This is a genomic window from Bowmanella denitrificans (assembly GCF_002887595.1).
Taxonomy (GTDB): Bacteria; Pseudomonadota; Gammaproteobacteria; order Enterobacterales; family Alteromonadaceae; genus Bowmanella; species Bowmanella denitrificans.
Genome location: NZ_PEBU01000019.1, coordinates 27,288 through 52,980, shown reverse-complemented (window position 1 = coordinate 52,980; position 25,693 = coordinate 27,288). Strand labels below are relative to the sequence as shown.

Below are 25,693 nucleotides of genomic sequence, written 5' to 3'. Positions count from 1 at the left end.
CGCTCCTTGAATCTTCTTGCCTTCCTGGCTGACTGGGAAGCCTTTCTGCCTGCCCCGTCGAAGTGGTGCGCATTCTACAGACCAGCAAAAACAGATCAAGGGATTTTTGCAAAAAACATTTCGTTCGCGCGTTTATTGAACAAAACTATAGATAATACGCCATTTGGCAGGGCTTACGACCGTATCAGCAGTTTAGTTGGCGTAATGTAAATAAATCGGTAACATAGCTCTGCTACGTCATTTTCTAATTATAATTTAGGTAGTTACATGAAATCACCGGTTCTTCTTTATATAGTTATCGGCGGATTGCTGGCGGTGCTCGGCTATTTTGTCCTGCCCGCGCAAGCTGTCTCATCAAACCAGGCGCTTGCCCTGGGGTTAATCGTCGGCAGTATTGCTACACCATTATTAGCCACTTTATTTGGCCAGCAGAACACTTCTGCCAGTGGCACAGATAATGATGACAATAGTGACAGCAAAACTTTGTATGTAGGTAACCTTCCCTACCGTGCCAGTGAACAGGATGTTAAAGCCCATTTTTCAAGTCATGGGACAGTTATATCAGTGCGCCTGATGAAAGACAGGCGTACAGGCAAACGCAAGGGATACGGCTTTGTGGAAATGCAGGGTGATGCAGAACTGATTGTCAGCACGCTGAACGATACGGAGTTTCAGGACAGAACACTTAAAGTGCGTATGGCCAAGGACAAGCAAGACGACGAGTAGTTATTAAAAATGAAAGGCCCTGAAAAGGGCCTTTTGCTTATTGTTTATCGTCTTTACTCTCTGGCTTGGCTTTGTCTGCAGTCGCTTGAGAGTCTGGCAGGTTATCCAGCAGACGCTGGTTAAAACTGTGGAATTTATTGATAGCCTGCAATAAATCCGGCGTATCCACATCCAGCATCCTGTTGACCAGCCCGTTAATCAGATTGTCGAAAGAATTGTCGTCCTGCAGTTTTTGCCGGGACTGTTCCACCATATCCAGCATCTTATCCAGATAGTGCGAAACCTGTTTGGCATAACCTTCCATTTCTTTAAACTTGTCGTCACCGTGCTGAACCGCTTCATAGGTTTGGGTAACCCGGGTCTGCTCTTGTCTGCTCAGTTGCAATGCATAGCCGGTCAGTTCAGTTTCATCAAAACCAAGTTTCAACGCCTGCTCGAAGGCCTTCTCCACGTCACCGTTGAAAAACTCGTCGGCCAGGTCCGCCGTTTTATCTACCAGATCGCCTATGGCTTTGAGTTCCTCTTCATCCAGCTCGCCTTTTACTGAGAAGCCATATTCATTCTTCTGGTAAAACAATGTGCGCTGCTCGGCGCGCACATTAAAGCTAGAAGACTCGTCCTCATCAGACTCTGTGCTGTTGGTCTTTTCTGCATCCGCATTGTCTTTGGCTTGTTCCTTTTCCGCCTGACTACGCAGTACCAAGCTGCGATTCAGTTCAAACTGGCGAAGGTCATCAAAACTGATGGTGACTTCGTCACCATCGCGGGTGCGCACCGTCAGCTCACTGCTGTCCTGGCGGCTGTAGCTCACTGACTCAGTGTAGCGCAGAGCAATCTGGTCATCTTCCTCTTCTTTATTACCGAAGATTTCGTTTTCCAGATTCTTAATGCCGTCTTCTATCAGCTCCCGACTTTTCTTGATGCCGGTGGAGATCTCTTCGTTCATAAAACCGGCCAGATCTTTCTCGGCCATCTGCACACCTTTGAGCACGCCACTCCTGGCCTGTTCAAACATCTCGGTCAGCTTTTCGTCATCCATACCTTTTGACTGCGCATGGCGGATAGCGCCACCAACGAAGCGCAGTACGTTTTTAGCCACCTCTTCAAAATCAAACAGGCTTTTGTTGTCCTGCGGCTTCGCCACAGGCAAGCTGGGACGACGATCATCCAACAACAAAGACTGGCTCAACGCGTTACTGAATATCTTAAGACTCATAAAACGCTGCGACTGCGCAGCATTCGTCAGAGTCACCGCATTTTGCTGCTGGTCCGTCGTCTGCCTCACACCGTCTTCCTTTGACGGTCCTTGTGGCTCAGAACGGCCAACATGAGGCGTGCGTTGTTCAAGACGCGCCTTTAGTTCGCCTAAATTCATGATAATGTCCTCAATACCTCTCGACTTATTATCGACCAAATTAGTACAAGTTTTAGTCATTACTGTGTAAAAGTTTTGTCTGTTCTAAAATTTGCGCATTTGGCTAAAGGCTTTACAATCGGCGGCCTTTTAGTGGAGGTAACATGCGACCAACCGAAATAGACAGTAATCAATACGAAGCACAGCTGGCAGACAAAGCGACTGAACTGCAAGCCCTGTTCAGCGATTTTGCTATGCCGGAACTGACGCTCTATCCGTCTGCCCCACTCCACTATCGTATGCGGGCCGAGTTTCGCGTATGGCATGAGGGTGAAGATCTCTATCACATCATGTTTGACAGCCAGACCAAGGAAAAGTACCGAGTAGACCACTTCCCACCAGCCAGTTTACTGATTAACCAGGTTATGGCGGACTTATTGGTGTTGCTCAAACCCAATCAGATATTGCGACGTAAACTCTATCAAATAGACTACCTCAGCACGCTGAGTGGCGAAATTCTGGTCACCCTGGTCTATCACAAACCTCTGGATGCACAGTGGCAGGCAGAAGCAGAGCAGTTGCGTGACACACTGCGGAAAACGTACCAACTGGATCTGGTTGGTCGCGCCCGCAAGCAAATGCTGTTGCTCAATCGCGATCACGTTATTGAAACGCTGAACATCAAATCCAGACCGTATCAGTTCAAGCAGATTGAAAATAGCTTTACCCAACCCAACGCCGGGGTGAACTGCAACATGATCGAATGGGCACTGGATGCCACTCAGGATGCCAGTGGAGACCTGCTGGAGCTTTATTGTGGCTTGGGTAATTTCACCCTGCCGCTGGCACAAAATTTCCGGCGCGTACTGGCCACCGAAATATCCAAAGCGTCGGTAGAAGCAGCTAATTACAATGCCCAATTGAACAAGGTCGAGAATGTTACCGTGCTGCGCATGTCCAGCGAGGAATTCACCGAAGCCCTGCAAGGTAAGCGGGAATTCAAACGAATGGGTGAGGTGAAATTGTCAGAATTTGACTGCCAGACCGTATTGGTGGACCCACCCCGGGCTGGCCTGGACCCGGACACCTGCGAATTAGTTAGCAGCTACCGCAACATTTTATATATATCCTGCAACCCGCTGACCCTGAAAGACAATTTGCAGCACCTGAGTAAAACTCATGACGTTACGCGGTTTGCCCTGTTTGATCAGTTTCCTTATACCCATCATGCCGAGTGCGGTGTGATGCTGACTAAGAAGCCTCATTTACCCGCGTAGAAGGCCGCGCCCCTGGCAATAAAACGAAGTTGCTGATTTAAACGCTGCGCATGCACCTTACGCTGCGCAGCATTGGCGTCGATAGCCTCGGCCCCGGCGCTGAACACCAACTTCACCATCGCTTCGGCCTGTAAGCCCGCCAAATCACGATTTAAGCCGGTATGATTGGCGGTATAGTCGGTCAGTTCTTCGATAAAATGCTGAATTTCTCTTAAAACCGCCGCACGAAATGCCGGCGAGGTGCCTGAGTGCTCCCTCAGCAACAACCTGAATTCATTGCTGTTGGACACCACAAACTCCATAAAGGTATTGACCGAGGTACTGATCACCCCACCACCGGCGTCGATTCGGGAGCGGGCCTGGCGCATCAATTGGCGCAACGCCAGGCCAGCTTCATCCACCAGGGTCAGACCCAGTTCATCGATATCCTTAAAATGCCGGTAGAACGACGTTGGCGCAATACCGGCTGCGCGGGCAACTTCCCGCAGGCTGACACTGGACAGACTGCGTTGTTCGTCCAACAGGTTAAAGGCCGCATCAATAATAGCGCGTCGGGTTTTGAGTTTCTGTTGCTGACGTCTCATAGGCTTACCCGGAGTTTAAAACGCGACGAGTGTAGCATTATATTACCGCACTTCACGCCATAGAATTCGCAGCAGTCCCTTGCCAAGCCCTGATGATCTGGCTAAATTAGCGCACAACTGTACGCCCAACTCTTTTTCTGATGCAAAAACCCGCAATTATTCTGACCAATGTTCTGGTCTTTGCCGTTACCGGACTCATTAGTCTGATTTTGGTGCCACTGGAAGCTTATCTACATGGCTTTGATGCCGTCGAAGTGGTGGCCTGTATTTTTCTTATCTGGTTTTCCGGTTTGTCTATCACGGCCGGTTACCACAGGCTTTGGTCACATAAAGCCTATGACGCGCATCCGGTGGTTAAGGTCATACTGGCCATCGGCGGCGCTTTAGCACTGCAAAACAGTATTCTGCACTGGGCGTCCGACCACCGCATCCACCACAAACACGTGGACGACGATAACAAAGACCCTTATTCCGCCGGCCGCGGATTCTGGTATTCACATATCGGCTGGATGCTGAGGGAATACCAGGCCAGTCGTTACAGTGATTACAACAACTGTCGCGATCTGCAAAAAGATCAGGTGGTTATGTGGCAGCACAGACATTATCTGCTGATCAGCCTGTCAGCCAATTTTGGTATTCCACTGCTATTGGGATGGGTCAACGGCGATATCTGGGGCATGTTGTTGATTGCTGGCGTATTGCGTTTAGTGGTTGTGCACCACGTGACCTTCTTTATTAACTCTTTAGCCCATATCTGGGGGCGGCAAACCTACACCGACAAAAACAGCGCCAGGGACAATGGCATCCTCGCCCTGTTTACCTTTGGTGAGGGCTATCACAACTTCCACCATATCTTCGAATATGACTACCGAAACGGGGTGAAATGGTGGCATTTCGATCCAACCAAGTGGCTGATACGCTCACTTTCCTGGTTAGGTTTAACCAGCGGATTGAGGCGCTGCCCAGAAGAACGCATCGAAAAAGCCAAGGCCGAAATGCAGTTAAAAAGAGTACAACAGAGAATTGCCAGCCGGCCGGATGCACAGCATTTAGCTCAAAAAGTGCAGCAAGAGTACGAATTGCTGATGCAGAAATTAGCCGATTACCACGCGATTAAAAAACAGCGGCTGGAAGCCAGGAAACGCCAATTGGTGGCCAGCTATGAAAAACTGGAGCTGGATTTCAGATACCGGGAGCTCAAGCAAACCTTAGCGCTGGCAAAAAGACGCTGGCTGGAAGTACATAGCCTCAAGTTTGTCTGAGACTAAATGGGGCCTTGCTTTCCCGGTAAAACTCGGTAACGCTATGATTCTATTTCAGTTGTCGGAGTCATCCGTTGTCAACCGTTACCAGCAAGAAAAACACCAAAGCTCGCCAGACATTTCAATTTGACGCCGTTGTCATTGGCACCGGCCCTGGCGGCGAAGGTGCCGCCATGCAACTGGCGAAAGCCGGCAAGCAGGTGGCGGTAATAGAGCGCCACGAATCGGTTGGCGGCGGCTGTACGCATTGGGGAACAATTCCGTCAAAAGCGTTGCGCCATTCTGTCAGCCGCCTTATCGAATACAATTCCAATCCTTTATTTAACGACGGTGATCGTAGTCGTCATCTGACTTTCAGCGACGTACTGACCCATGCCAGCGCGGTGATCCGTAAGCAAAGCCGTTTACGGGGCACATTCTACGACCGCAATGGGGTAAAGGTTTTTCATGGTGAAGCGTCCTTTATTGACGCACACAGCATTAAAGTTACCCGCGAAGATGGTTCGGTTGACCAGATCACCACTAAGCAGGTGGTCATTGCCACGGGCTCCAGACCCTACACCCCATCGGATATAGATTTCGACCACCCACGGATCTACAACAGCGATTCTATTCTGTCCCTTAAACACGATCCTAAGTCGATTATTATCTATGGGGCTGGTGTCATAGGGTCGGAATACGCCAGTATCTTCCGTGGTATGGGCGTGAAAGTGGATCTGGTCAACATGCGAGACAGATTGTTGTCTTTTCTGGACGCGGAGATTTCAGATTCACTCAGCTACCACCTTTGGAATAACGGCGTGGTTATACGTCACAACGAAACCTATGCCAGTGTCGAAGGCAGGGACGATTCCGTAGTATTGCATCTGGAATCAGGTAAGAAGATGCGTGCCGACTGTTTACTGTTTGCCAACGGCAGGACTGGCAATACCGACATGCTTAATTTGCAGGCTATCGGCCTTAAAGCCGACTCTCGGGGACAGGTGAGAGTTGACGAAAATTATAAAACCGAAGTGGATAACATTTATGCGGTGGGTGATGTTATCGGCTATCCCAGCCTGGCATCTGCCGCCTACAATCAGGGCCGTTTTGCGGCACAGGCCATGCTCAGTGGCAAATGTCCCTCCAGCTTAGTGGAAGATATTCCAACCGGGATTTACACCATTCCCGAGATCAGTTCGGTGGGTAAAACAGAACAGGAACTGACCGCCCTTAAGGTGCCTTATGAAGTGGGTCGTGCACAGTTTCTGCACCTGGCCCGCGCGCAGATTGCCAATACCCAAGTGGGTAGTCTTAAGATTCTTTTCCATCGTGAGACAAAGGAAATTCTTGGTATTCATTGCTTTGGTGAAAGGGCGTCGGAGATTGTGCATATCGGCCAGGCGATCATGCAACAGAAAGGCAGTGCAAATAGCATTGAGTACTTTGTAAATACCACATTTAACTACCCGACCATGGCTGAAGCGTACCGGGTCGCAGCGATTAATGGTCTGAATCGTATTTTTTAATATATCAGCTCAGAAGGGAGCGGATCAGCAAGTACAAAAAAACCGGGCTTGGCCCGGTTTCTTCAACAATTCAACAAGTTACTTGCGATTAGCGGCTAACAGGTCTGGATTTTCCAACGCATCTCTGTGCGCCACAACTTCTATCAGGTATTTTTCCGGATAGAATTTAATGGTCGCCATCGCGTTCTCACTCTGTACCTGAGAGCTTTGGTAGATGGTCTGCTGTACATCACGGTACTGAATGTTCTGACTTATCTTAGATTGTACGCAGTCACTATTGACCGTCAGAGTATCGGCAGCCATACAGTCGAATAGCTTACTGGATTCATCGGCAGCCTGCGCAAGGCCGCTGGCAGCCAACAACGAAAATAAAATGATAGATTTACGCATTACAGACTCCTACAACAACTCTAACATGAGTGTATATACATTTTTGCAGGATTCCGCCTGCTTTGCAAACATATTTTTATGACAGGAATATGACAACCATTAAAAAAGATCCAGCTTTGCGTGATAAAACCAGCATTGTTATTCAGGAAATTCAGCAATGTCGACTTTGTGAAGCCAATTTACCTTTGGGGGCGAATCCCGTGGTACGCGGAAAGCAAGGCGCCAGGCTAATGATTATCGGGCAGGCACCCGGTACTAAAGTGCATCACAGCTCTATTCCCTGGAATGATGCTTCTGGTGACAGGCTGCGGGAGTGGCTGCAGATTTCCAGGGACGTCTTCTATGATCAGGATAAAATAGCCATTATGCCAATGGGATTTTGTTATCCGGGTAAAGGTAACAGCGGCGACCTGCCGCCCAGAAAGGAGTGCGCGCCAACCTGGCATCGCCGCTTACTTGATACCCTACCCAAGCTGCAGCTCACCTTACTTATTGGTCAGTACGCTCAACAATATTATTTGGCCGATAGCAAAAATCTGACAGAAAGAGTGAAAAACTATCAGACCTACCTGCCAGACTACTTTGCACTGCCCCACCCCTCGCCGAGGAACAATATCTGGCTTAAAAAGCATCCCTGGTTTGAAACAACATTGCTGCCTGACTTGCGTCAGCGAGTCAGGTGCATTCTGTCGATGTAAGGAACATGGGCTGATCCTGCACGGCTCTTATGTGCTGAATTTTCTTTAGGCTCTTGCCTGATAGTTATCTAAAAACTCGGTCAGCTCATGGAAAGGCATGGGTTTAGCATACAAAAAGCCCTGCGCTTCGTCGCAACCCAGGCGCAGCATATAACTGGCCTGTTCACGTTTTTCCACGCCCTCGGCGATGGTCTGCAGCCCCAATTTATTGCCCAGGGTAACAATAGTTTCGGCAATAAAGGCACTTTTACCTGCGGTGACTTCATTCACAAAAGAACGGTCCACTTTAAGTCTGTCGAGTGGTAGCTTTTGCAGATAGCTCATTGAAGAGAATCCCGTACCAAAATCGTCAATGGCAATAGTTACACCAAACTCTTTCAAGGCTTTGAGGGAATCGACAACAATCTGGGGTTCATCCATTACCACGCTTTCGGTAATCTCCAGTTCCAAGGATTTTGGATCGATCTTACTTGCAATCAGGCAATCTTTGACCAGTGGAATAAATTGCGGATCACGAAACTGCGGCATAGAAATATTGACCGCCACCCGCAGATGAGGGAAGCCTTTTTCATGCAATAGACTTAACTTGTGACAGGCTTCTTCCAATACCCAGGCACCAATATCAATAATCAGCCCACTGTATTCAGCCAAAGGCACAAACACGGCTGGCGATACATAGCCACCTTCACTGGCAGGCCAACGTAATAAGGCTTCCATTCCCACAATGGACTCGTTTACCAGATCCACCTGCGGCTGATACCATAGCTCCAGCTTGCGCTCTGCAAAATCAGAACGTAGTTGACGAATCATACCTAGTCGCCAAGTGGTTTTCTCTTCCATCTCCGGCGCATAGTACTCATAGTTTGCTGTCAGGCTTTTCTTCGCCCGGTTCAGGGCAATATTGGACTGCTTAAGAATGTTCAAGCCGTTATTGTCTTCATCCAGCAATCTGCACAAGCCAATTGTGACATTGACAGGTAACGTATGATCGCCCGCTTTAAAGGGGGAATTAAACACCTTGGCAATAGTGTCTGGGTTAACTTTGTCGTCACCGCCTATCAAACCAAATACGTCAGCACCGATGCGGCCCATTTTTACATCGGCACCCATGGCGCTATGTAAACGCTCCGCAATGGCAATAAGCAGTAGGTTACCCGCATCCTGCCCCAAGCCATCATTAATATCAGAAAAGTGGTTCACATCTACCAGTGCCGCCACCTGACTATTTAAGTCAAGACTGTTACGCTGCATCTGATCGAGCATATTGATGAACTCATTGCGGTTAGGCAATTTGGTCAGCATATCGCGGAAAGCAGCATTACGCAGTTGATGGAATAAATTGACGTTTTCATAACCCACAGAAATGCTGGACATAAACACTTCCAGCAATTGCCGATGCAGCACATTAATGGCAAAGCCTACCTGTACGTATACCGCCGCTTCGTAGCCACTGCTGTTCATATATAAAACAGAGAAGTCTTTCTCGTAGATATGGTCTTTTTGCTTCAGGCATCTCGCCACTTGTTCAATTATTTTGTCATCATGAATACTGTCCAGCTTCTCATTGATGTAGCTGGCAAAAGGACCCGCCGCCCCCAATACATAAACACTGTCGTCATCCTTATCCAATACTGAACCCGCTCTGGCACATACCACGCCCCCGGCATCCAGACCAATAAGTGAACTGATTTGCGTCACCACCCCTTCGCAAAAGCCTTTGATGGAATGTTCTTCGAGTAAATTAGCGGCAGATGAAATGATCTTTTCCAGGCCAACCCGGCTTTGATTAATGGTCAGAATTTGTTGATAGGAACGGAGTGAAGCAATAATGGTAGTAACAAGTTTACTGCGGGTAAGTTCGGTTTTAGTCTTGTAGTCATTAATGTCATATTCTTTTATGACACTCTCTTCTGGTGCATAACCAGGCTGACCAGTACGCAGAATAATCCGTGGCTCATTGAGCTGCAACTCTTCGCGCATACGCCTGGCCACTTGTAAACCTGCATCGTCACTTTCCATCACCACATCCAACAGGACGATAGCAATATCACTGCCATGTTCACTCAACACATTCAGCGCCTGCTCACCAGAATAGGCGTGCATAAATCGCAGGCGACGCCCATTCAGGGCTAAATCGGCCAGCGCCAGTCGGGTTACCGAGTGGATCTCTTCATCATCGTCAACAATCAGGACATTCCAAGCCTCACTTGATTCTTGCTCTTCTACCTGACTTTCATCTTCTTCCAGAAAAATCAGCTCATCATTGTCGTAATTTGTTGGACTCATCTGCCTATCCGTCACCTGTGCCGAATCAATGGGCCTACTTTTCCACTCTTGATTAACAATATCCTAATATTCATGAAAGAGAAACTTAATCCTCCAGCCTGACCAGACTGCAAAATGTGTGGGAGTGACGACACTTTAGCAATAAACTGTACAACGGCCACCGGCACAAAGCTGGTCAAGCATCTATCTAAGGCCTATGATGGCATGCATGATAGCGTTGCCAGATCTATGCAGATTCTGAAGATGAGTAAAATAGACAGCCTTAGTCACTCACCACAAGTGACCCGCATCAGGCCTGCTTCAGTTCCCAGTCAGACCGTCACGGCGCCTGCCAAGGCCGACACCAATACCTCTGTGCAGGCTTTAAAAGATCGCATGCGCCATTGGTTTGCTCAGGCAGGTATTAGCCCTGCCAGATCGGGCGGAGTGGATTTGGATGCCAGTAAGAAATTGCAGCGCCGCAAGGCAATGCAGGCACAGCGCCAACTGCATAATCTTGAAAAAATTCTTGAACAGGCCATGGACTTTTCCCCCGCTCAGGGAAGCGAAGAGAACTTAGACCCCGACTGGTTTTTCAGCTTTATTAATATGGCAGAAAATGTGCACTCCCCTGCCATGCAGGAGCTTTGGGCGAAGATATTTGCCACCGAGATTAGTCAGCCAGGATCATTCTCATTACGCAGTTTGGCAATACTTCAGCAATTGACTCAACGGGACGCAAAAATGTTCTCGCTGGCGGTCAGTCTGTCCAGTCGGCGACGCGGAGACTATAGTCCACGTATCCTTTACGGTTACTATCAAAAACCCAGCCTGTTTTCCATATTGTCCCTGGCCAGAGGGGCACAACTGAATCTGGCGCAGTTTGGCCTGACCTACCCGGATCTGCTTGGGTTAATGGACCTGGGGCTTATCTATAGCAGTGAAATAGAGTCCGGTGAGTTGAATACCGGTACGCGTAGTGAGTGGCGGGTAGCGGGAGAGCCATTGCATCTGGCGCCCCGACACAGAGGAACCCTGCTGAATTACTATAAGTTTACTGCAGCAGGTGCCGAGCTTTCCCGGCTGGTACCGGTAAAGCCCCAGGCCCCTTATTTACAGTCATTGAAACAGTTACTCAGCAAAGCGTTTGAGTTGCACTGATTAAATACCATCACCAAACTCGTGCAGGCCACATTCACGTTTAAGGCCAAAAAAGCGGGTTTCTTCTTCGGTCATACCGGCTTCCAGTGGCCTGGAGGTATGCCAGTCACCGACTGATACATAGCCCTGTTCCCACAGCGGATGATAAGGCAAACCATGCTCCTGCAGGTAATAATGTACGTCCTTGTTACTCCAATCCAGGATTGGAAACACTTTGAATCGGCCACCGGTCAGTTGCAGATATGGCAGTTTTTCACGACTGCTGGACTGACTGCGGCGTAGGCCCGAAAACCAAGTGCCCACGTTCAGTTCCCGCAAAGCCCGCTGCATGGGCTCAACCTTATTCATCTTGTTGTAGGCTTCGATACCAGGCAAACCCTGCTCCCAAAGCTGGCCAAACTTGCGTTCCTGCCAGGCTGGCGACATCTCAGCACTATAGACCTTAAGATTCAAATCCAGGGTCTGGGTCAGCTCATCAATGAAGTCATAGGTTTCCGGAAACAAATAGCCGGTATCGGTTAAAACCACCGGAATACCGGGCTTGGCTTGGTTGACAAGATGCAACATCACTGCGGCCTGTATGCCGAAGCTGGAAGACAATACCGCCTGCTCCGGCAAATTTTCCAGTGCCCACTGTGATCTTTGCTGCGCGCTCATGCTTTCCAGCATGATATTGATATCAGCCAGTTCTTCCTGACTGATATTGGTGCTCAACCTGCTGTTAATATTCACTGCAGCATCAGTCATAAAAATCCTTAGCGGAATTCACCACGGGTTTGATGACATCATTACGGATCAGAAAATCACCAAAGCCTTCGTCAGCCAGTCTGAGCTTGGCCCATTGGCCAATCAGCGCATCCAGTTCCTGCATAATTTCCTGCTCACCGATGTTTTCCCTGTACATCCTGGGTATACGGGTGCCATTACGATCGCCACCCAGGTGCAGGTTATATTTACCCGGCCCTTTACCTACCAAACCAACTTCGGCCAGCATGGCGCGGCCACAACCATTTGGACAGCCGGTGACACGGAAAATAATATGCTCTTCGGCCATACCATGTTTGGCCATGATCTGCTCTAACTCGGTTACCGCATCCGGCAGGTAACGTTCCGCCTCGGCCATGGCCAGTGGGCAAGTTGGTAATGACACACAGGCCATAGAGTTTTGTCTTTGCGCCGTCACATCGGGTTGGATCAGGCCATGCTGTATAGCGATTTCTTCGATCTTGGCTTTGTGCTCAGCCGCCACCCCCGCAACAATCAGGTTCTGATTAGCGGTCAGACGAAAATCCCCCTGATGTATTTTGGCAATCTCGGCACAGCCGGTTTTCAGTGGCTTGCCTGGATAATCCAGAATCCGACCATTCTCAATAAACAAGGTCAGGTGGTGCTTGCCGTCCACACCTTCAACCCAACCGAAACGGTCACCACGGCCAGTAAATTCATAGGCCCGACTTGGCGCAAAGGTGACCTCAGCACGTTTTTCCACCTCGGCTTTAAAGGTGTCCACCCCTACCCGTTCCAAGGTATATTTGGTCTTGGCATTCTTACGGTTGCTGCGGTTACCCCAGTCACGCTGAGTGCTGACCACGGCTTCCGCTACCGCCAGGGTTTTATCCAGAGGAATAAAGCCAAAATCATCGGCTTTGCGTGGATAGGTGGTTTTGTCGCCATGAGTCATGGCCAGACCGCCCCCCACCAGAACGTTAAAGCCCACCAGCTTGCCACCTTCGGCAATGGCAACAAAGTTCAGATCATTGGCATGCACATCCACGTCGTTCTGCGGCGGTATCACCACGGTGGTTTTGAACTTACGAGGTAAGTACGTACTACCTAGAATGGGCTCAACGTCGGTAGTTTCCAGCTTTTCTTCATCCATCCAGATTTCCGCATAGGCGCGGGTTTTAGGTAACAGATGTTCACTGATTTTCACCGCCCACTCATAGGCCTGCTGGTGCACTTCAGACTCCACCGGGTTGGAAGTACAAAGCACGTTGCGGTTGACATCACCCGCCGTGGCAATGGAGTCCAGCCCAATACTATTAAGCATCTGATGCATAGGCTTAATATTAGGTTTTAACACCCCATGAAACTGGAAGGTTTGGCGGGTGGTCAGTCGGATGCTGCCATACAAAGTATGCTGCTCGGCAAACTCATCAATCGCCAGCCACTGTTTGGGCGTGATAATCCCCCCGGGCAAACGGCAACGCAACATCACATTGTGCAGTGGCTCCAGCTTCTGTTTGGCACGCTCGGCACGAATATCCCGGTCATCCTGCTGATACATGCCGTGAAAACGAATCAACTGGAAATTGTCAGCCGTAAAGCCGCCGGTTAAGTCGTCTTGCAAATCCTGCGCAATAGTACCGCGCAGGAAATTACTTTCCCGCTTGAGCCGCTCGTTGTCGGAAAGCTTTTGTTCCTGATTGTCACTCATTAGTACACATCTCTCTGGTAGCGCTTGGATTTGCGCAGGTCATTCAAATATTCTTCTGCCTGTTCGGCTGTTTTGCCGCCATGTTCGCTGATAATAGTCAGCAATGCGTTATGCACATCTTTAGCCATATGATTGGCGTCACCACAAACATAGAAGTGCGCACCTTGCTGCAGCCACTCAAAGACTTCTTTACCCTGCTCCAGCAAGCGATGCTGAACATAAATTTTGTCCGCTTGATCACGGGAAAAGGCCAGACTGATTTTGTTGAGCAAGCCCTCTTTGACCCAGCGCTGCCATTCCACCTGATACAGAAAGTCCTGAGTAAAATTGGGGTTACCGAAGAACAGCCAGTTATTTCCTTGTGCTTCCTGAGCTTCACGCTCCTGCATAAAAGCACGGAACGGTGCAATGCCGGTACCCGGCCCCACCATAATCACTGGTGTATTGGTATCGGCGGGCAGTTTGAAGTTGTCGTTGGATTCAACAAAAATCCGGACTTGCTGACCTTCTTCCACCCTGCCGGCCAGAAAACCTGATGCGCCGCCCTGACGCAGTTGGCCATCCTTTTGATATTCCACCAACGCCACCGTCAGATGCACTTCATCTTCCACTTCAGATTGGCTTGAAGCGATAGAATAAAGTCTTGGCGTCATTGCTCTTAACAAGGACGCAAGTTGTTCTTCACTGACTTTGCCCGGATAGGCTTTCACAATATCCACAATCTGGTGGCTGGCGAGATAATCACGCAACGCACCTTTGTCTTCGCTCAGTTGCAACAGCTGAGCATTGTGGGTTAATTCAGCATAGCCTTTAGCAAAAGAGGGGTAACTCTGGGTAAGCTCAAATTTCTCCAGTAATGCCTTACGCAGCGGCAAACGCTCATCGCCCACAGAGACTTCCGCATCACCATTGAGTTCAAGCAGACCCAACAGTTCGTCCACCAGCGCAGGATCATTGGTAAACCATACGCCCAACGCATCACCAGGTTGATACTGAAGTCCTGAATCTTCGAGTGAAATCTCGATATGGCGAATGTCTTTTACCGAATCACGACCGGTAATTTTTTGTGCGGCCAGCAACTCAGCGGCAAAGGGATTTTTCTTACTGTAATGGCTTGCCTGAGCAACGGCCAGATTGACACCAGGCATGGCCACAACTTGTCCCTGCCCAGCAGATGCCAGCTCCTCTTTCAGCAACTCGGTCACCCGGTTGGTCCAGCTGGATACATCGGCATCATAGTCCACATCACAATCAACCCGCTCGGCCAGCCGGCTAGCACCAAGAGCAGCCAGACGCTGATCAAAATCCTTGGCAGTCTGACAGAAGAACTCATAGCTGCTGTCACCCAGTCCCAATACGGCGTATTTCAGTTGCGGCAGCTTGGGCGCCTTTTTACTGGCCAGGAATTCATGCAACTCGGCAGCATCATCCGGCGCTTCTCCCTCACCATGGGTACTGACCACGATAACCAGATGCGTTTCATCTTTAAGTCGCTTGCTTTTGTAGTCCGCCATATTCAGCAGCTCAACCGTCAACCCAGCCGCCTCAGCCATCGCCTTATACTCGCTAGCGACTCCTTTAGCATTGCCGGTTTGCGAGCCGTATAGAATCGTCAGTTTGGCAGAGGTTACCGCTTGGGCGGCAGGTGCAGCCAGCGGCTGCTGAGCCTGAGCAAGGCCTGCCAAATAACCACTCACCCAGGTAAGCTGAGCACCACTTAACGGCGCGATAGCCTGATGCAGCGCAGACCACTGTGCATCGCTGAGTAAAGAAACAGGCAAGTGTGCCTGGGAGTTCGATGAAGACATAAATAATGCTAACCCTATTGCAATTGTGTGTAGGGTAGCGAGGTGTGAGACGAACAGGAAAGAATTAAATCAAATTCTTTATTACTGAAAGTGCTAATTTTAGATTTATCTATAAAAAATGATTAGGTTGGGATGCAGGGAGAGTTGCCTTTGCAGGTCAACTCAACCCCGCACAACACTCAGAAATGCAACTCAACCCCAGCAAAAGGACCTTTAAAATCCAGGTCGGTATAAACGTCGTCCATGTCATCCAACTCCAGCATAAACGCGCGATAGCCCAGCTGCAGCGTAAGATCTATCGCCAGGTTATCTAACAGACTGTAGGTCAGTGCGGCTTGATAGTCGTACACCTTACTGTCGTCTATGGCCAGAAAGTTACCCTGGGCTTGAAAACCGAAGCCAGTTAGTGGCATACCAATTTCCACCTTGCCATATAGCAGGGGAACGATACCCGAGAACGACTGCGCGGCATTTAAACCAGTGCTGCTGGCCGTCAACCGGCCATCTACATCACGGCCCGTCAAGCCAAGATCCAGACTGACCAGATCATTGTCGAATACTTCGTAGTAGAAGGTATAATCGGTGCTGTCCATATCCAGTCCGGACATAACCTGGGTACCAGCACTGAAGTTCTGTCCACCAAACTGAAAACTGGAAGCCAGAGTAGTACTGCCATCAGTATCCAGGCTTTGGCGTGCAATTCTGATATTCGGGATCAGAGGAATCGGATGCTCCAGCGCAATATGGAAGGAGGACACAGTTTCATCCGAGAAGTTGAAATCTGTCACATCTGCATTACTGGCAAAGCCGCCCTGGCTGTCAGCACGCCAGCCCTGAGCACCTACATACAACCCAAGCAGGGTGTCGGCCTGGGCCGGCAGTGCAAGAGAAAACAGGGTGAACGGCAATAATTTCTTTAGCATTAATTATCCTTGGCTAAGTAGTTCATTTAAATCAATCAGGGCCGCATCAGCCCGGGAAATATAGTTGGCCATGACGAGAGAATGGTTAGCCACCAGCCCAAAGCCACTGCCATTTAAGATCATGGGACTCCAGACGGTTTGTTGTGTGGCTTCCAGTTCACGAATAATTTGTTGCAGACTGACCGTGGCGTTTTTCTTTTCCAGCACATCAGCAAAGTCCACTTCCACCGCTTTGAGGAAATGCAGCAATGCCCAGCTAGCCCCACGTGCTTCGTAAAATACGTCGTCCAGCTTCCACCAACTGGTTTTCAGGTATTGAGAGCTTCTTGACGGTGTGGATTGTTTGGCATTGGGATCGCCCGCTAAATCCGTGTTCAATCTTTCCTGGCCAACGCTGGCACTAAGCTTCTGGGATAGGCTGCCCAAACGCTTTTCCGCCTGTTTCAGCCAATCGCGAAGGTTATCTGCTCTGGCATAAAATTGCGCACCATCATCGGCAGGACTGGACAGTTTATTCAGGTAACGCTCCAGAGCTTCTATCCCCTCGCCGTATTCAGACTCTGCCGGAGGTAGCAACCAATTACGGCTGTCGGTGTTGAACTTGGGTTGTGCAACCAGTAAATCCGGATTTTCCATAGACTGAGACTGAGAGCGACTCAGGTCTTTACGCATGGCCAGACTTAAATCGCGGATCATTTCCAGTACGCCATATTCCCAGGCTGGCATATTGTCCATTAACACGGAAGGTGGCATCACATCATTTGACAGGTAGCCGCCAGGCTTTTCCAGTAAAGTGCGACTAACACGGATCAGGGTCGCGGTGGTGACATACCCCGGCACCAATTCCCGGCCCTGCTGCTGTGCATGGTTTTGAGCATTGGCTTTAACATCAAAGGTATCAGGCTCACTGCTCCAATAAACCGCGACAATATAGAAAAACAGTATCAGCAGAAATAGGGCAAGCAGTATACGTTTTGTACTTAGGTACTGTGACATGGAGGCTCCAGATATACCTTAATTAGTGATGATGGTGGGAATGATCTTCAACTTTTACAGCACTGCCAACGACCGCATCAACCTGCAACTCTTCACCATCGGCAAACAACAAAGTCAGAGGCACCCTTTGGCCATCCTGTAATGGAGACTTTAGACCAAACAGCATTAAATGCAGCCCTCCAGGTTGAAACGCCACCTGTTCACCGGCCGGAACGACCACGCGCTGCTGCTGTGTCATTTTCATCATACCGTCCACCATCTGGTGATCATGCAGTTCAGCTTTCTGTACTAATGAGCAGCGGGCCCCCACCAGAATGCGGTCATGTTGGCCATGATTAACTAAGGTAAAGTATCCGGCAGTATTCGGCACACCCGGAGGCAACAACCTGATGGTGGCGTTATCTACCTGCAGTTGTGCGGTAACAAAAGTAGAAGTGCTCAAAAGTAAGGCTAAAAGCAAGTAACGCATACTGAAACTCCTGTTTGAGCTATGAACATTGTCATCCTAAGGGAATTATTCAGTAAATCAGTCTCCTTGCCAATGGTCTATGTGTGACAGTGCGTTACTGGGGTTGACTGGCTTTGCCATCCCGGACCAGCCAAACCACCACCAAAATACCCAATAATGCAGGCCATAGCGCCCCCAATCCGGCAATCAATAGCGCACCAAACACACAGATAAAAACAAACGCCAGGACCCCAAACAAACTGACCGCCAACATCAGCCCCAGCAGTATAAAGCCTATAGCCAGAAGAACTCCGCCCACCAGCGTGATTGCAGGCGACAGTAGATCATCGTCCAGGTACAGATGCACACTGCCCCAGGAGTCTGCAACCGTGCCCAGGCAATACACCAGCAATGTGGCAATTAATATAGCGATAATAAAGTTCTTGAACATGACAAGACTCCTTACCTTGAAGGTAGCACCATCGCGGCAACGACATAGGCAATCAGCATCGCGACAGGGAAATGAAAGAAGATCACCAGGGCCGCCAGGCGGATCATCCAGGGTTGCGTGTTCCAATGCTGTGCTAAGCCAGCACAGACACCTGACAGCTTGGCGCGGATCTTATCTTTACGGATACGTTGATCGTCATACAGTGTTCTCATGATTTTCTCCTCAAACCTGGAATTGTTGTGGGAGGGCACGCTGGCCCTCCTTTACGCCACTTTCTTCTGCACTTTTTGCTTTAACTCTTCCAACTCGGCCTGCATTTTTTCGTCAGCTTCAAGCTCAGCAAACTGGGCATGCAAACCGTTTTGTGCCGCCGTGATGTCGTAAGCTTCCAGTTGGGCTTCCAACTGCTCGACACGATATTCGTAATGATCAAAACGCTGCATTACCTGTTCAACTTTCTGACTGTCGTTGCTGACTTTGACTTTTAGTCTGGCGGCAACGGATTCTTCCCGCATCATCAGCGCTTTCTGTTTAGTTCTGGCCTCAGACAGTTTTTCCTGCAGACGGGCGCTGTCTTGTTGCAGTTGCTGTAGGGCGTCTTCCGCCTGTTGCATTTCTGCGTCCAGTCCAGCAATTTGCTGTTCCAGCTTATGCTTTTCGCTTAATGCCAATTTGGCCAGATCTTCACGTTCCTTAGTCAGGGCCAGTTCCGCTTTGCTCTGCCATTCAGAGATTTGCTGATTCAAACGGTTAATCTTACGTTGCAACTCTTTCTTGGCGGCCAGGTTACGTGCGGCAATGGCTCTCAGTTCTACCAAGGTTTCTTCCATTTCCTGCACAATAAGACGAATGACCTTTTTAGGGTCTTCGGCTTTATCCAGCAGAGCATTCAGATTGGCTTGTACTATGTCGTTCATTCTTGAAAAGACACCCATTTCAGGTTCCTCCACGCTTGTTGCCCATAATCAATGGGGGATTATCGAATTGTTCAAAATAGCTATTACAAGGCTTGTGCCAACTTCAAGAAAACGCCTAACAGACTGTTTTAAATGAATTATTTCTCTCATGAATAGCGTCGTGTTAGGTTTTCGAAATCTCGCAATTACACAATTTGGTCAAATTGACCACCGATATGGCATAACTAACCAACGCGGAGATAGGGATAGACATTCACGTTCAACGTTAAAGCACCAGAATCCTCAAAACGGAGGGCTGATGACAGACCCCTAAAAGGACTGAAAAGACTGAAAAGACTGAAAAGACTGAAAAGACTGAAAAGACTGAAAAGACTGAAAAGACTGAAAAGACTGAAAAGCAGGCTAGATTGAGTTGACGTGGGTGCAAATAAAAAAGACGGTCGTACTACTTTAGCGACCGTCTTGGGGGGAAAAGCTCGGGGCTTTAATTAACTTGCGTTCAACAGCATTAAAAACCAGCGCCCCGACCAAGAATGTGATGAGTGGTAGCAGTAATAAGCTGAGTAAATGAGTCTGATCCAACATCATTATTCGGCCTGCTTGTTTTTGTCCTGCTCCACTTTCTGGCTGCGTTCAACCAATTGTACTGACTCAGCAACATCGTTTTCCTGAATCAGGTTATTTAACGCGTGGCTCACGGCTTCATTAAGGTTGCTATGCATTTCCTGGCTGGCTGTGCTCATGGCCGTGCTCAGCATATGAGAGACAAACTCCTGAAACGACACATCTGTGGTTTGTGCACTGGCTCCCATAGAGGCAGTCATAAGCAGAGCAGCGGCGGTCAATTTTACTTTGTTAAACATAATATTCTCCGGGTTGGTTCAAGTACTAAGTCGCATTAACTGACAGAATAGTTGTAGCGAGACTTGTGCCAACTCGGAAAAAACACTTAACACATTGAAAAATAATGAATTAAAAGAAAAACACGGTTCGAACATCAGTAGCAAGAAGAACGACTAGCACATTGTTTGGTCAAAGACGCAAAAGTATCGTCAAATTAGCCAACCTCAGTATGTCTCGACTTTTCGAGACTCTCTTGCCGACAAGCCAGTGCTTGCAGTAACAACTGCCCATCAACAGCCTGGCTACCATTTTCACTCAGAAAACGCCGCCAAATACGTCCACCTGGTTGTCCTTGAAATAAACCCAGCATATGTCTGGCAATATGCCAGACTCTAGCTCCTTTGCTTACCTGTTCATTGACATAGGGAACCATGGCCCGGACGATATCTTCACGACTGAGAATGTCATGCTGGTCGGCAAAAAGTAGACGATCTGATTCAGCAAACATATAGGGGTTAGCATAGGCCTCGCGACCAATCATCACACCATCCAGATACTGCAGATGTAACTGAGCATCAAGCAGGGTTTTGATTCCACCGTTAATACTCAGATGCAGATGCGGAAAATGTTGTTTAAGCAGATGTACCCTGTCATACATCAACGGTGGAATCTCACGGTTTTCTTTGGGACTCAGCCCCTGCAACCAGGCCTTTCTGGCATGAATAATAAAGGTATCACAGCCTGCATCCGCCACCCGCCTGATAAAATCATCCAGGTGGGTATACTCGTCCATATCGTCAATGCCGATGCGACATTTTACTGTGACAGGGATATCAATGGCCTTTTGCATGGCAGTAACACAGGCAGCAACGGTGTCAGGTTCGGCCATCAGACAAGCGCCAAAGCGACCATTTTGCACACGATCAGACGGGCAACCAACATTGATGTTTACTTCATCGTAGCCACGTTGTTCAGCACGTCGGGCACATTCCGCCATATCAGCAGGGTCAGACCCTCCCAATTGTAAAGCTACGGGGTGTTCTTCTTGATTAAACCCAAGGTAGTCACCTTTACCGAACAAAATGGCACCGGTTGTCACCATCTCGGTATACAACAAAGTATGACGGGTGATCTTGCGCATAAAGTAGCGGTAGTGCCGGTCTGTCCAGTCGAGCATGGGCGCGATGGACAAGGCGCGATTAAACCTGATAGCGTCTTTACTGACTTGGCAAGGAACTGAATTTTGTATCATTTACGTCGGCTAACCATCTTCACCACAAAGCAGAACGAATATTGTATCAGTTTTTGCGTTGCCGGGCAGGCAGACACGACATGTGGAATATCCCTTATGTTATAGCCTTTTAACCCAAGTTTACTGTGCTACACTAGCGCCAGTGTGCTTACCTGATGTGAACATATGAATCACCAGAAACTAGTTGAAAAAGCCAGACGATATTGTGAAGGTAAGGGTGCCCGTTTTACCTTGTTAAGGGAGAAGGTTTACGGCCTGTTGCTGCAAAAGCAAGGCGCAACAGGTGCTTATGAGCTGCTTGACGAGCTGAAGGAAACAGAAAGCTCAGCGAAGCCAGCTACGGTATATCGTACCCTGGATTTCTTGCTTGAGTTTGGTTTGGTACACAGACTGGAGTCCAACAACGCTTTTGTTGCCTGCCATCATTTTGGTTGCAACCATCCGGTACAGTTTCTGATCTGCGACACTTGTGGCGAAGTTCAGGAAATTCAGTCTGAAGGTCTGAAAGAAACTCTGGATAATCAGGCTAAGGCCTATGGCTTTAAAGTGGAATCTCAGACCATTGAAGCACACGGCACTTGTGCCAGTTGCCAAAATTGATAGAAATAGACAGAAATAACAAACTGTTAAGTTAAGGTTTAACTAGACTTAGGCTGGCCCCTTAGCCATAGTTAAATAACCAGACGTCGACGAACAGGCCGTTGGCGCAGTGAAAGTAAGAAATGCCTGGCCCAGGCAGGGTCTATAGACAAGGTTAGATATCAACCATGAATGTTGAATTTATAAATCCATTTATCTCTTCTTTAGTTAATGTGCTGGACACCATGGCGCAAACAAAACTGCAGCCAGGTAAGCCAAAGAAAAAAGGCGATGAATTGGCTATCGGCGATGTATCAGGCCTGATTGGAATGGTCGGCCCACAAGTCAAAGGGTCTTTTTCTATTTCCTTCGATGAATCATTGGCGTTGGAAATTATGCAGCGCATGTTGGGCGAAAAGCCGCCCAAAATAAATCCTGAAGTCACCGACATGGTAGGTGAAATAACCAATATGGTCACAGGTGGTGCCAAGCTCGAGCTATCCAGCAAAGGCTTTGACTTTGATATGGCCACGCCAATTGTAGTATCAGGTAAACAGCACACCATTACCCACAAGGTTGATGGCCCTAAAATTATTTTGCCTTTTACCAGCGATGCCGGAAACGCTCATCTGGAGATCTGCTTCGACAAGCTATGAGCCAATGGCATCAACAAAACATTAAGTTGCGGCCCAAACCTCGTGGCTTTCACCTTGTGACATCTGAAGTATTGGAACAACTAACCATTGTGCGGCATTGCCAGATTGGGTTGCTGCATCTGTTTATTCAGCACACCAGTGCATCGCTGACTGTTAATGAAAATGCCGACCCTACTGTCAGAGATGACTTCGAACGCCACTTCAATCAGATGGTGCCAGAGAATGCCCCTTACTATGAGCACACATACGAAGGTGCAGACGATATGCCTGCCCATCTTAAAGCCAGTATATTGGGAACCTCGTTGAGTTTACCTATTAGCAATGGCAGGCTGGCATTAGGTACCTGGCAGGGTATTTATTTGTGTGAACATCGTAATCAGGGTGGCAGCAGAAGGTTACTGGCCACCATACAGGGCCAGTTCCAGGCATAGAAAGCCATTTCCCAAGCCCCGCTCCCTTGATACAATATACGCAGCAGCCGTTAGAGCTCGCCCATCAAAAAATCCCGCCCCCAGCAGTATCGTGGGGCAAGTTGCCAAAGCAGCATGGCAATTTACCTTCAGGAATAATTAGTAACTGCTGAATTATTGATTACGCTTGTTACAGCGTACTTATCATTAAGGGACCTTTATGAAAAACAAAACCTTAGCTTCTGCACTTGTTCTTAGCTTGATTCCTGCCCTGGCTTTGGCTGATACGCCATCCGAATATGAAGGCTGGGTTGCCGGCTTTGGTGAATATTACAACGCCGACAGTGACAAGCCTCTACCAATGGGAGGACTTGATGATGGCACTGGCTTTGGTGCCGAACTTGGCTTTAGATTCACGCCCAAGTGGGGAGCCAGAATCGAATGGTCCCATCTGAATCTGGATTCGAAGTCTGGATTGGCGGACGAATCAGGCGACAGAGTGGGTATCGATGGGTTGTACTTCTTAGACCAAAAGCAAACCTACCTGTTTGGTGGTTTTAAGCATCAGAACCTGGAAGACAACTACCGGATGATGAACTTAGGTGTGGGTCGTCACTGGGATCTGACTGAAAAGTGGAAGTTGGTTACTGAAGCTGCCGCCTATTATGACTTTGGTCAGGATTTTACTGACTATGGCCTTAAATTGGGCCTGGCTTATACTTTTGGGCATAAATCCAAACCGATGCCAGTGTCTGAACCTGAACCACAACCTTTGGCGCCGGTCACTCAAGCACCCAAAGATTCAGATATGGACGGCGTATACGACGATAAAGACCGGTGCCCCAATACGCCAAGAATGGACAAAGTGGATAGCAACGGTTGCAGTATTTTTATGGAAGAAAAAGTGGAAACCAAACTGGATATCCTGTTTGCCAACAACAGTTATGAAGTAGGCAATCCAGATGCTGCCCAAATAGTTGAATTTGCTGAGTTTATGCGCCGCTTCCCCAACACTCAGGCCGTTATTGAAGGTCATACTTCCACACCAGGCAAAGATGACTACAACCAGACCTTGTCTGAAAATCGGGCCAAGGCTGTGCGCCGCTTGTTGATTGACCGCTACGGTATAGACGCAGGCCGTTTACAGGCTGTAGGTTATGGAGAGAGCCGCCCGCTGGATTCGGCTAATACAGCAGAAGCGCATAAGCGTAACCGCCGCATCCATGCCACTGTCAGTGCCATGGAAAAGGTTAAAGTGACCAAGTAATTCAAAATAGTCAGGGCGCCTATGGCGCCCTTTTTAATGATATCGCGACCAATCAATACTCGTCGGCGATTTCCGGGCCGGCGTAATTGTCGAAGCGGGAAAACTGCCCCTGAAAGGTCAAACGGCAGGTTCCAATCGGACCATTCCGCTGCTTACCTATAATGATCTCAGCAATACCTTTGTACTCGCTGTTCTCGTGATAGACCTCGTCACGATAGATAAACATAATCAAGTCGGCGTCCTGCTCAATAGAGCCGGATTCCCGTAAGTCAGAGTTAACCGGGCGTTTGTCAGCCCGCTGTTCCAGACTTCGGTTTAACTGAGAGAGCGCCACCACCGGCACCTGCAGTTCTTTGGCCAGGGCTTTTAACGACCGGGAGATCTCGGCAATCTCCAGGGTCCGGTTATCACTTAAAGAAGGCACCTGCATTAATTGCAAATAATCCACCATAATCAAGGCCAGACCACCGCGCTCACGCGCCAGTTTGCGCGCCCGTGTGCGCACTTCCATTGGCGTCAGACCGGATGAGTCATCCACAAACAGATTATCTTTATCCTTAAGCATGGCCATGGTATTTGAGATTCTGGCCCAATCTTCGTCATCCAGTTGTGCAGTCCGGATACGGGTCTGGTCAACCCGGCTCAGCGAGGCCAGCATCCTCATCATAATTTGTTCGGCCGGCATTTCCAGGCTGAATACCAGTACAGGTTTTTCTTCCAGCAGCATGGCATTTTCGCACAGGTTCATGGCGAAGGTGGTTTTTCCCATTGAGGGACGCGCCGCTACGATTATCAGGTCGGATGGTTGCAAGCCACTGGTTTTTTTATCCAAATCCTTATAGCCCGTCGATACCCCGGTAACTTCCTTGTTGTTCTTAATCAGCGCTTCAAGCCGGTCAATGGTATGACTTAAGATAGTCTCTACGTTTTGCGGGCCTTCATTATTGCCGGAACGCTTTTCGGCAATCTCAAACACCTTGCTTTCCGCCAGGTCCAGCACATCGCCACTGCTGCGACCTTCCGGGTTGTACCCCGTGTCGGCAATTTCATGCGCGACTCCGATAAGCTCGCGCAGGACTGCCCTTTCCTTGATAATTTGTGCATAGGCCACCACGTTTGCTGCACTGGGAGTGTTTTTTGCCAATTCACCCAGGTATGCAAAACCGCCCACGCCCTCCAGCTCATCCTGCTGCTCCAGTACATCGGATACGGTGATCAAATCCACCGGCTGACTGTCACCTAAGAGTTTAAGAATGGTTTTATATATGGTTTGATGGGCACGATTATAAAAATCCTGCTCAATCAGAATTTCGGCTACTTTGTCCCAGCAATCCGGTGCAATAAGCATGCTGCCGATAACAGACTGTTCAGCCTCAATGGAATGAGGCGGGATTTTCAGTTTTTCGACTTTGCTGTCGCGCTCTTTGTGAGATACAACTTTCACTTATCACCGACCGGGTTAACTACCATAAACGCTATTA

General features: G+C 48.8%; 27 protein-coding genes. 11 read left to right on the top strand and 16 right to left on the bottom strand.

Features of this window, described 5'->3' with window-relative positions; all coding sequences use genetic code 11:
* On the top strand, positions 1-210 hold a 210-nt coding region (locus tag CSR04_RS25140), incomplete at its 5' end, for a hypothetical protein (RefSeq protein ID WP_216362622.1).
* Positions 211-267: 57 nt separating this feature from the next.
* Positions 268-726: an RNA recognition motif domain-containing protein gene (locus CSR04_RS23595; protein ID WP_102798812.1), complete on the top strand. Its 459-nt coding sequence runs from the start codon at positions 268-270 to the stop codon at positions 724-726.
* 37 nt (positions 727-763) lie between these two features.
* Here the strand turns inward: CSR04_RS23595 and CSR04_RS23590 are convergent, their stop codons facing one another.
* Positions 764-2,101 carry a DUF5610 domain-containing protein gene (locus tag CSR04_RS23590; RefSeq protein ID WP_102798811.1) on the bottom strand — a complete coding sequence of 446 codons (1,338 nt, stop codon included), beginning with the start codon at positions 2,099-2,101 and terminating at the stop codon, positions 764-766.
* A gap of 143 nt (positions 2,102-2,244) precedes the next feature.
* Between CSR04_RS23590 and trmA the strand changes: the two genes are divergently transcribed.
* The gene (gene trmA / locus CSR04_RS23585; protein ID WP_102798810.1) at positions 2,245-3,357 is read left to right on the top strand and encodes a tRNA (uridine(54)-C5)-methyltransferase TrmA; all 1,113 of its coding nucleotides are present in this window, start codon (positions 2,245-2,247) and stop codon (positions 3,355-3,357) included.
* Here trmA and fabR read toward each other — a convergent pair.
* Positions 3,342-3,941 (bottom strand): HTH-type transcriptional repressor FabR, encoded by a 600-nt coding sequence (gene fabR, locus CSR04_RS23580; protein WP_102798809.1) that lies wholly within the window; start codon positions 3,939-3,941, stop codon positions 3,342-3,344. The two genes, trmA and fabR, sit on opposite strands and share 16 nt — an antisense overlap.
* A gap of 140 nt (positions 3,942-4,081) precedes the next feature.
* Here fabR and CSR04_RS23575 point away from each other — a divergent pair, with 140 nt between their 5' ends.
* Together CSR04_RS23575 and sthA are read left to right on the top strand one after the other, a co-directional pair.
* Positions 4,082-5,203 carry a fatty acid desaturase gene (locus CSR04_RS23575; protein ID WP_102798808.1) on the top strand — a complete coding sequence of 374 codons (1,122 nt, stop codon included), beginning with the start codon at positions 4,082-4,084 and terminating at the stop codon, positions 5,201-5,203.
* Positions 5,204-5,277: 74 nt separating this feature from the next.
* Positions 5,278-6,711 carry a Si-specific NAD(P)(+) transhydrogenase gene (gene sthA / locus CSR04_RS23570; protein ID WP_102798807.1) on the top strand — a complete coding sequence of 478 codons (1,434 nt, stop codon included), beginning with the start codon at positions 5,278-5,280 and terminating at the stop codon, positions 6,709-6,711.
* Positions 6,712-6,789: 78 nt separating this feature from the next.
* Here sthA and CSR04_RS23565 read toward each other — a convergent pair whose 3' ends face one another.
* A complete protein-coding gene (locus CSR04_RS23565; RefSeq protein WP_102798806.1) occupies positions 6,790-7,101 on the bottom strand; it encodes a hypothetical protein in 312 nt (103 codons plus the stop codon).
* Positions 7,102-7,190: 89 nt separating this feature from the next.
* On the opposite strand from CSR04_RS23565, the gene CSR04_RS23560 reads away from it, so the two are divergent.
* A complete protein-coding gene (locus tag CSR04_RS23560; RefSeq protein ID WP_102798805.1) occupies positions 7,191-7,799 on the top strand; it encodes a uracil-DNA glycosylase family protein in 609 nt (202 codons plus the stop codon).
* A 45-nt stretch (positions 7,800-7,844) separates the two neighbouring features.
* Here the strand turns inward: CSR04_RS23560 and CSR04_RS23555 are convergent, their stop codons facing one another.
* Positions 7,845-10,085, bottom strand: coding sequence for a bifunctional diguanylate cyclase/phosphodiesterase (locus CSR04_RS23555; RefSeq protein ID WP_102798804.1), 2,241 nt, complete (start codon positions 10,083-10,085; stop codon positions 7,845-7,847).
* Between the two features lie 243 nt (positions 10,086-10,328).
* Here CSR04_RS23555 and CSR04_RS23550 point away from each other — a divergent pair, with 243 nt between their 5' ends.
* Positions 10,329-11,225, top strand: coding sequence for a TIGR03899 family protein (locus CSR04_RS23550; RefSeq protein ID WP_245921853.1), 897 nt, complete (start codon positions 10,329-10,331; stop codon positions 11,223-11,225).
* Here the strand turns inward: CSR04_RS23550 and CSR04_RS23545 are convergent, their stop codons facing one another.
* The 11 genes from CSR04_RS23545 to dusA form a co-directional block, all read right to left on the bottom strand.
* Positions 11,226-11,972 carry a phosphoadenylyl-sulfate reductase gene (locus CSR04_RS23545; protein WP_102798803.1) on the bottom strand — a complete coding sequence of 249 codons (747 nt, stop codon included), beginning with the start codon at positions 11,970-11,972 and terminating at the stop codon, positions 11,226-11,228.
* Positions 11,965-13,662, bottom strand: coding sequence for an assimilatory sulfite reductase (NADPH) hemoprotein subunit (cysI, locus tag CSR04_RS23540; RefSeq protein ID WP_102798802.1), 1,698 nt, complete (start codon positions 13,660-13,662; stop codon positions 11,965-11,967). The genes CSR04_RS23545 and cysI overlap by 8 nt, the downstream gene beginning before the upstream one ends.
* Complete coding sequence (locus CSR04_RS23535; protein ID WP_102798801.1) at positions 13,662-15,470, bottom strand: assimilatory sulfite reductase (NADPH) flavoprotein subunit; 1,809 nt, start codon at positions 15,468-15,470, stop codon at positions 13,662-13,664. The genes cysI and CSR04_RS23535 overlap by 1 nt, the downstream gene beginning before the upstream one ends.
* A 179-nt stretch (positions 15,471-15,649) precedes the next feature.
* Positions 15,650-16,393 carry a TIGR04219 family outer membrane beta-barrel protein gene (locus CSR04_RS23530; protein ID WP_102798800.1) on the bottom strand — a complete coding sequence of 248 codons (744 nt, stop codon included), beginning with the start codon at positions 16,391-16,393 and terminating at the stop codon, positions 15,650-15,652.
* Positions 16,394-16,396: 3 nt separating this feature from the next.
* A complete protein-coding gene (locus CSR04_RS23525) occupies positions 16,397-17,389 on the bottom strand; it encodes a DUF2333 family protein (protein WP_102798799.1) in 993 nt (330 codons plus the stop codon).
* Positions 17,390-17,411: 22 nt separating this feature from the next.
* Complete coding sequence (locus tag CSR04_RS23520) at positions 17,412-17,858, bottom strand: copper chaperone PCu(A)C (RefSeq protein WP_102798798.1); 447 nt, start codon at positions 17,856-17,858, stop codon at positions 17,412-17,414.
* Between the two features lie 94 nt (positions 17,859-17,952).
* The gene (locus CSR04_RS23515) at positions 17,953-18,288 is read right to left on the bottom strand and encodes a hypothetical protein (RefSeq protein WP_102798797.1); all 336 of its coding nucleotides are present in this window, start codon (positions 18,286-18,288) and stop codon (positions 17,953-17,955) included.
* 11 nt (positions 18,289-18,299) lie between these two features.
* The gene (locus CSR04_RS23510) at positions 18,300-18,500 is read right to left on the bottom strand and encodes a PspC domain-containing protein (RefSeq protein WP_102798796.1); all 201 of its coding nucleotides are present in this window, start codon (positions 18,498-18,500) and stop codon (positions 18,300-18,302) included.
* Between the two features lie 51 nt (positions 18,501-18,551).
* Positions 18,552-19,223 (bottom strand): phage shock protein PspA, encoded by a 672-nt coding sequence (gene pspA, locus CSR04_RS23505; protein ID WP_102798795.1) that lies wholly within the window; start codon positions 19,221-19,223, stop codon positions 18,552-18,554.
* A gap of 569 nt (positions 19,224-19,792) precedes the next feature.
* The gene (locus CSR04_RS23495; protein WP_102798794.1) at positions 19,793-20,068 is read right to left on the bottom strand and encodes a hypothetical protein; all 276 of its coding nucleotides are present in this window, start codon (positions 20,066-20,068) and stop codon (positions 19,793-19,795) included.
* Between the two features lie 194 nt (positions 20,069-20,262).
* Positions 20,263-21,300, bottom strand: a complete 1,038-nt coding sequence (dusA, locus tag CSR04_RS23490) for a tRNA dihydrouridine(20/20a) synthase DusA (RefSeq protein ID WP_102798793.1) — start codon at positions 21,298-21,300, stop codon at positions 20,263-20,265.
* Between the two features lie 165 nt (positions 21,301-21,465).
* Between dusA and CSR04_RS23485 the strand changes: the two genes are divergently transcribed.
* From CSR04_RS23485 to CSR04_RS23470, 4 genes are all read left to right on the top strand, one after another.
* A complete protein-coding gene (locus CSR04_RS23485) occupies positions 21,466-21,900 on the top strand; it encodes a transcriptional repressor (RefSeq protein ID WP_102798792.1) in 435 nt (144 codons plus the stop codon).
* 167 nt (positions 21,901-22,067) lie between these two features.
* Positions 22,068-22,535 carry a chemotaxis protein CheX gene (locus CSR04_RS23480; RefSeq protein ID WP_102798791.1) on the top strand — a complete coding sequence of 156 codons (468 nt, stop codon included), beginning with the start codon at positions 22,068-22,070 and terminating at the stop codon, positions 22,533-22,535.
* The gene (locus tag CSR04_RS23475; RefSeq protein WP_102798790.1) at positions 22,532-22,966 is read left to right on the top strand and encodes a secondary thiamine-phosphate synthase enzyme YjbQ; all 435 of its coding nucleotides are present in this window, start codon (positions 22,532-22,534) and stop codon (positions 22,964-22,966) included. The genes CSR04_RS23480 and CSR04_RS23475 overlap by 4 nt, the downstream gene beginning before the upstream one ends.
* Before the next feature lie 199 nt (positions 22,967-23,165).
* Positions 23,166-24,212, top strand: coding sequence for an OmpA family protein (locus CSR04_RS23470; protein ID WP_102798789.1), 1,047 nt, complete (start codon positions 23,166-23,168; stop codon positions 24,210-24,212).
* Between the two features lie 52 nt (positions 24,213-24,264).
* On the opposite strand, the gene dnaB is transcribed toward CSR04_RS23470, so the two are convergent.
* Positions 24,265-25,656, bottom strand: a complete 1,392-nt coding sequence (dnaB, locus tag CSR04_RS23465) for a replicative DNA helicase (protein ID WP_102798788.1) — start codon at positions 25,654-25,656, stop codon at positions 24,265-24,267.
* Positions 25,657-25,693: the final 37 nt, after the last annotated feature.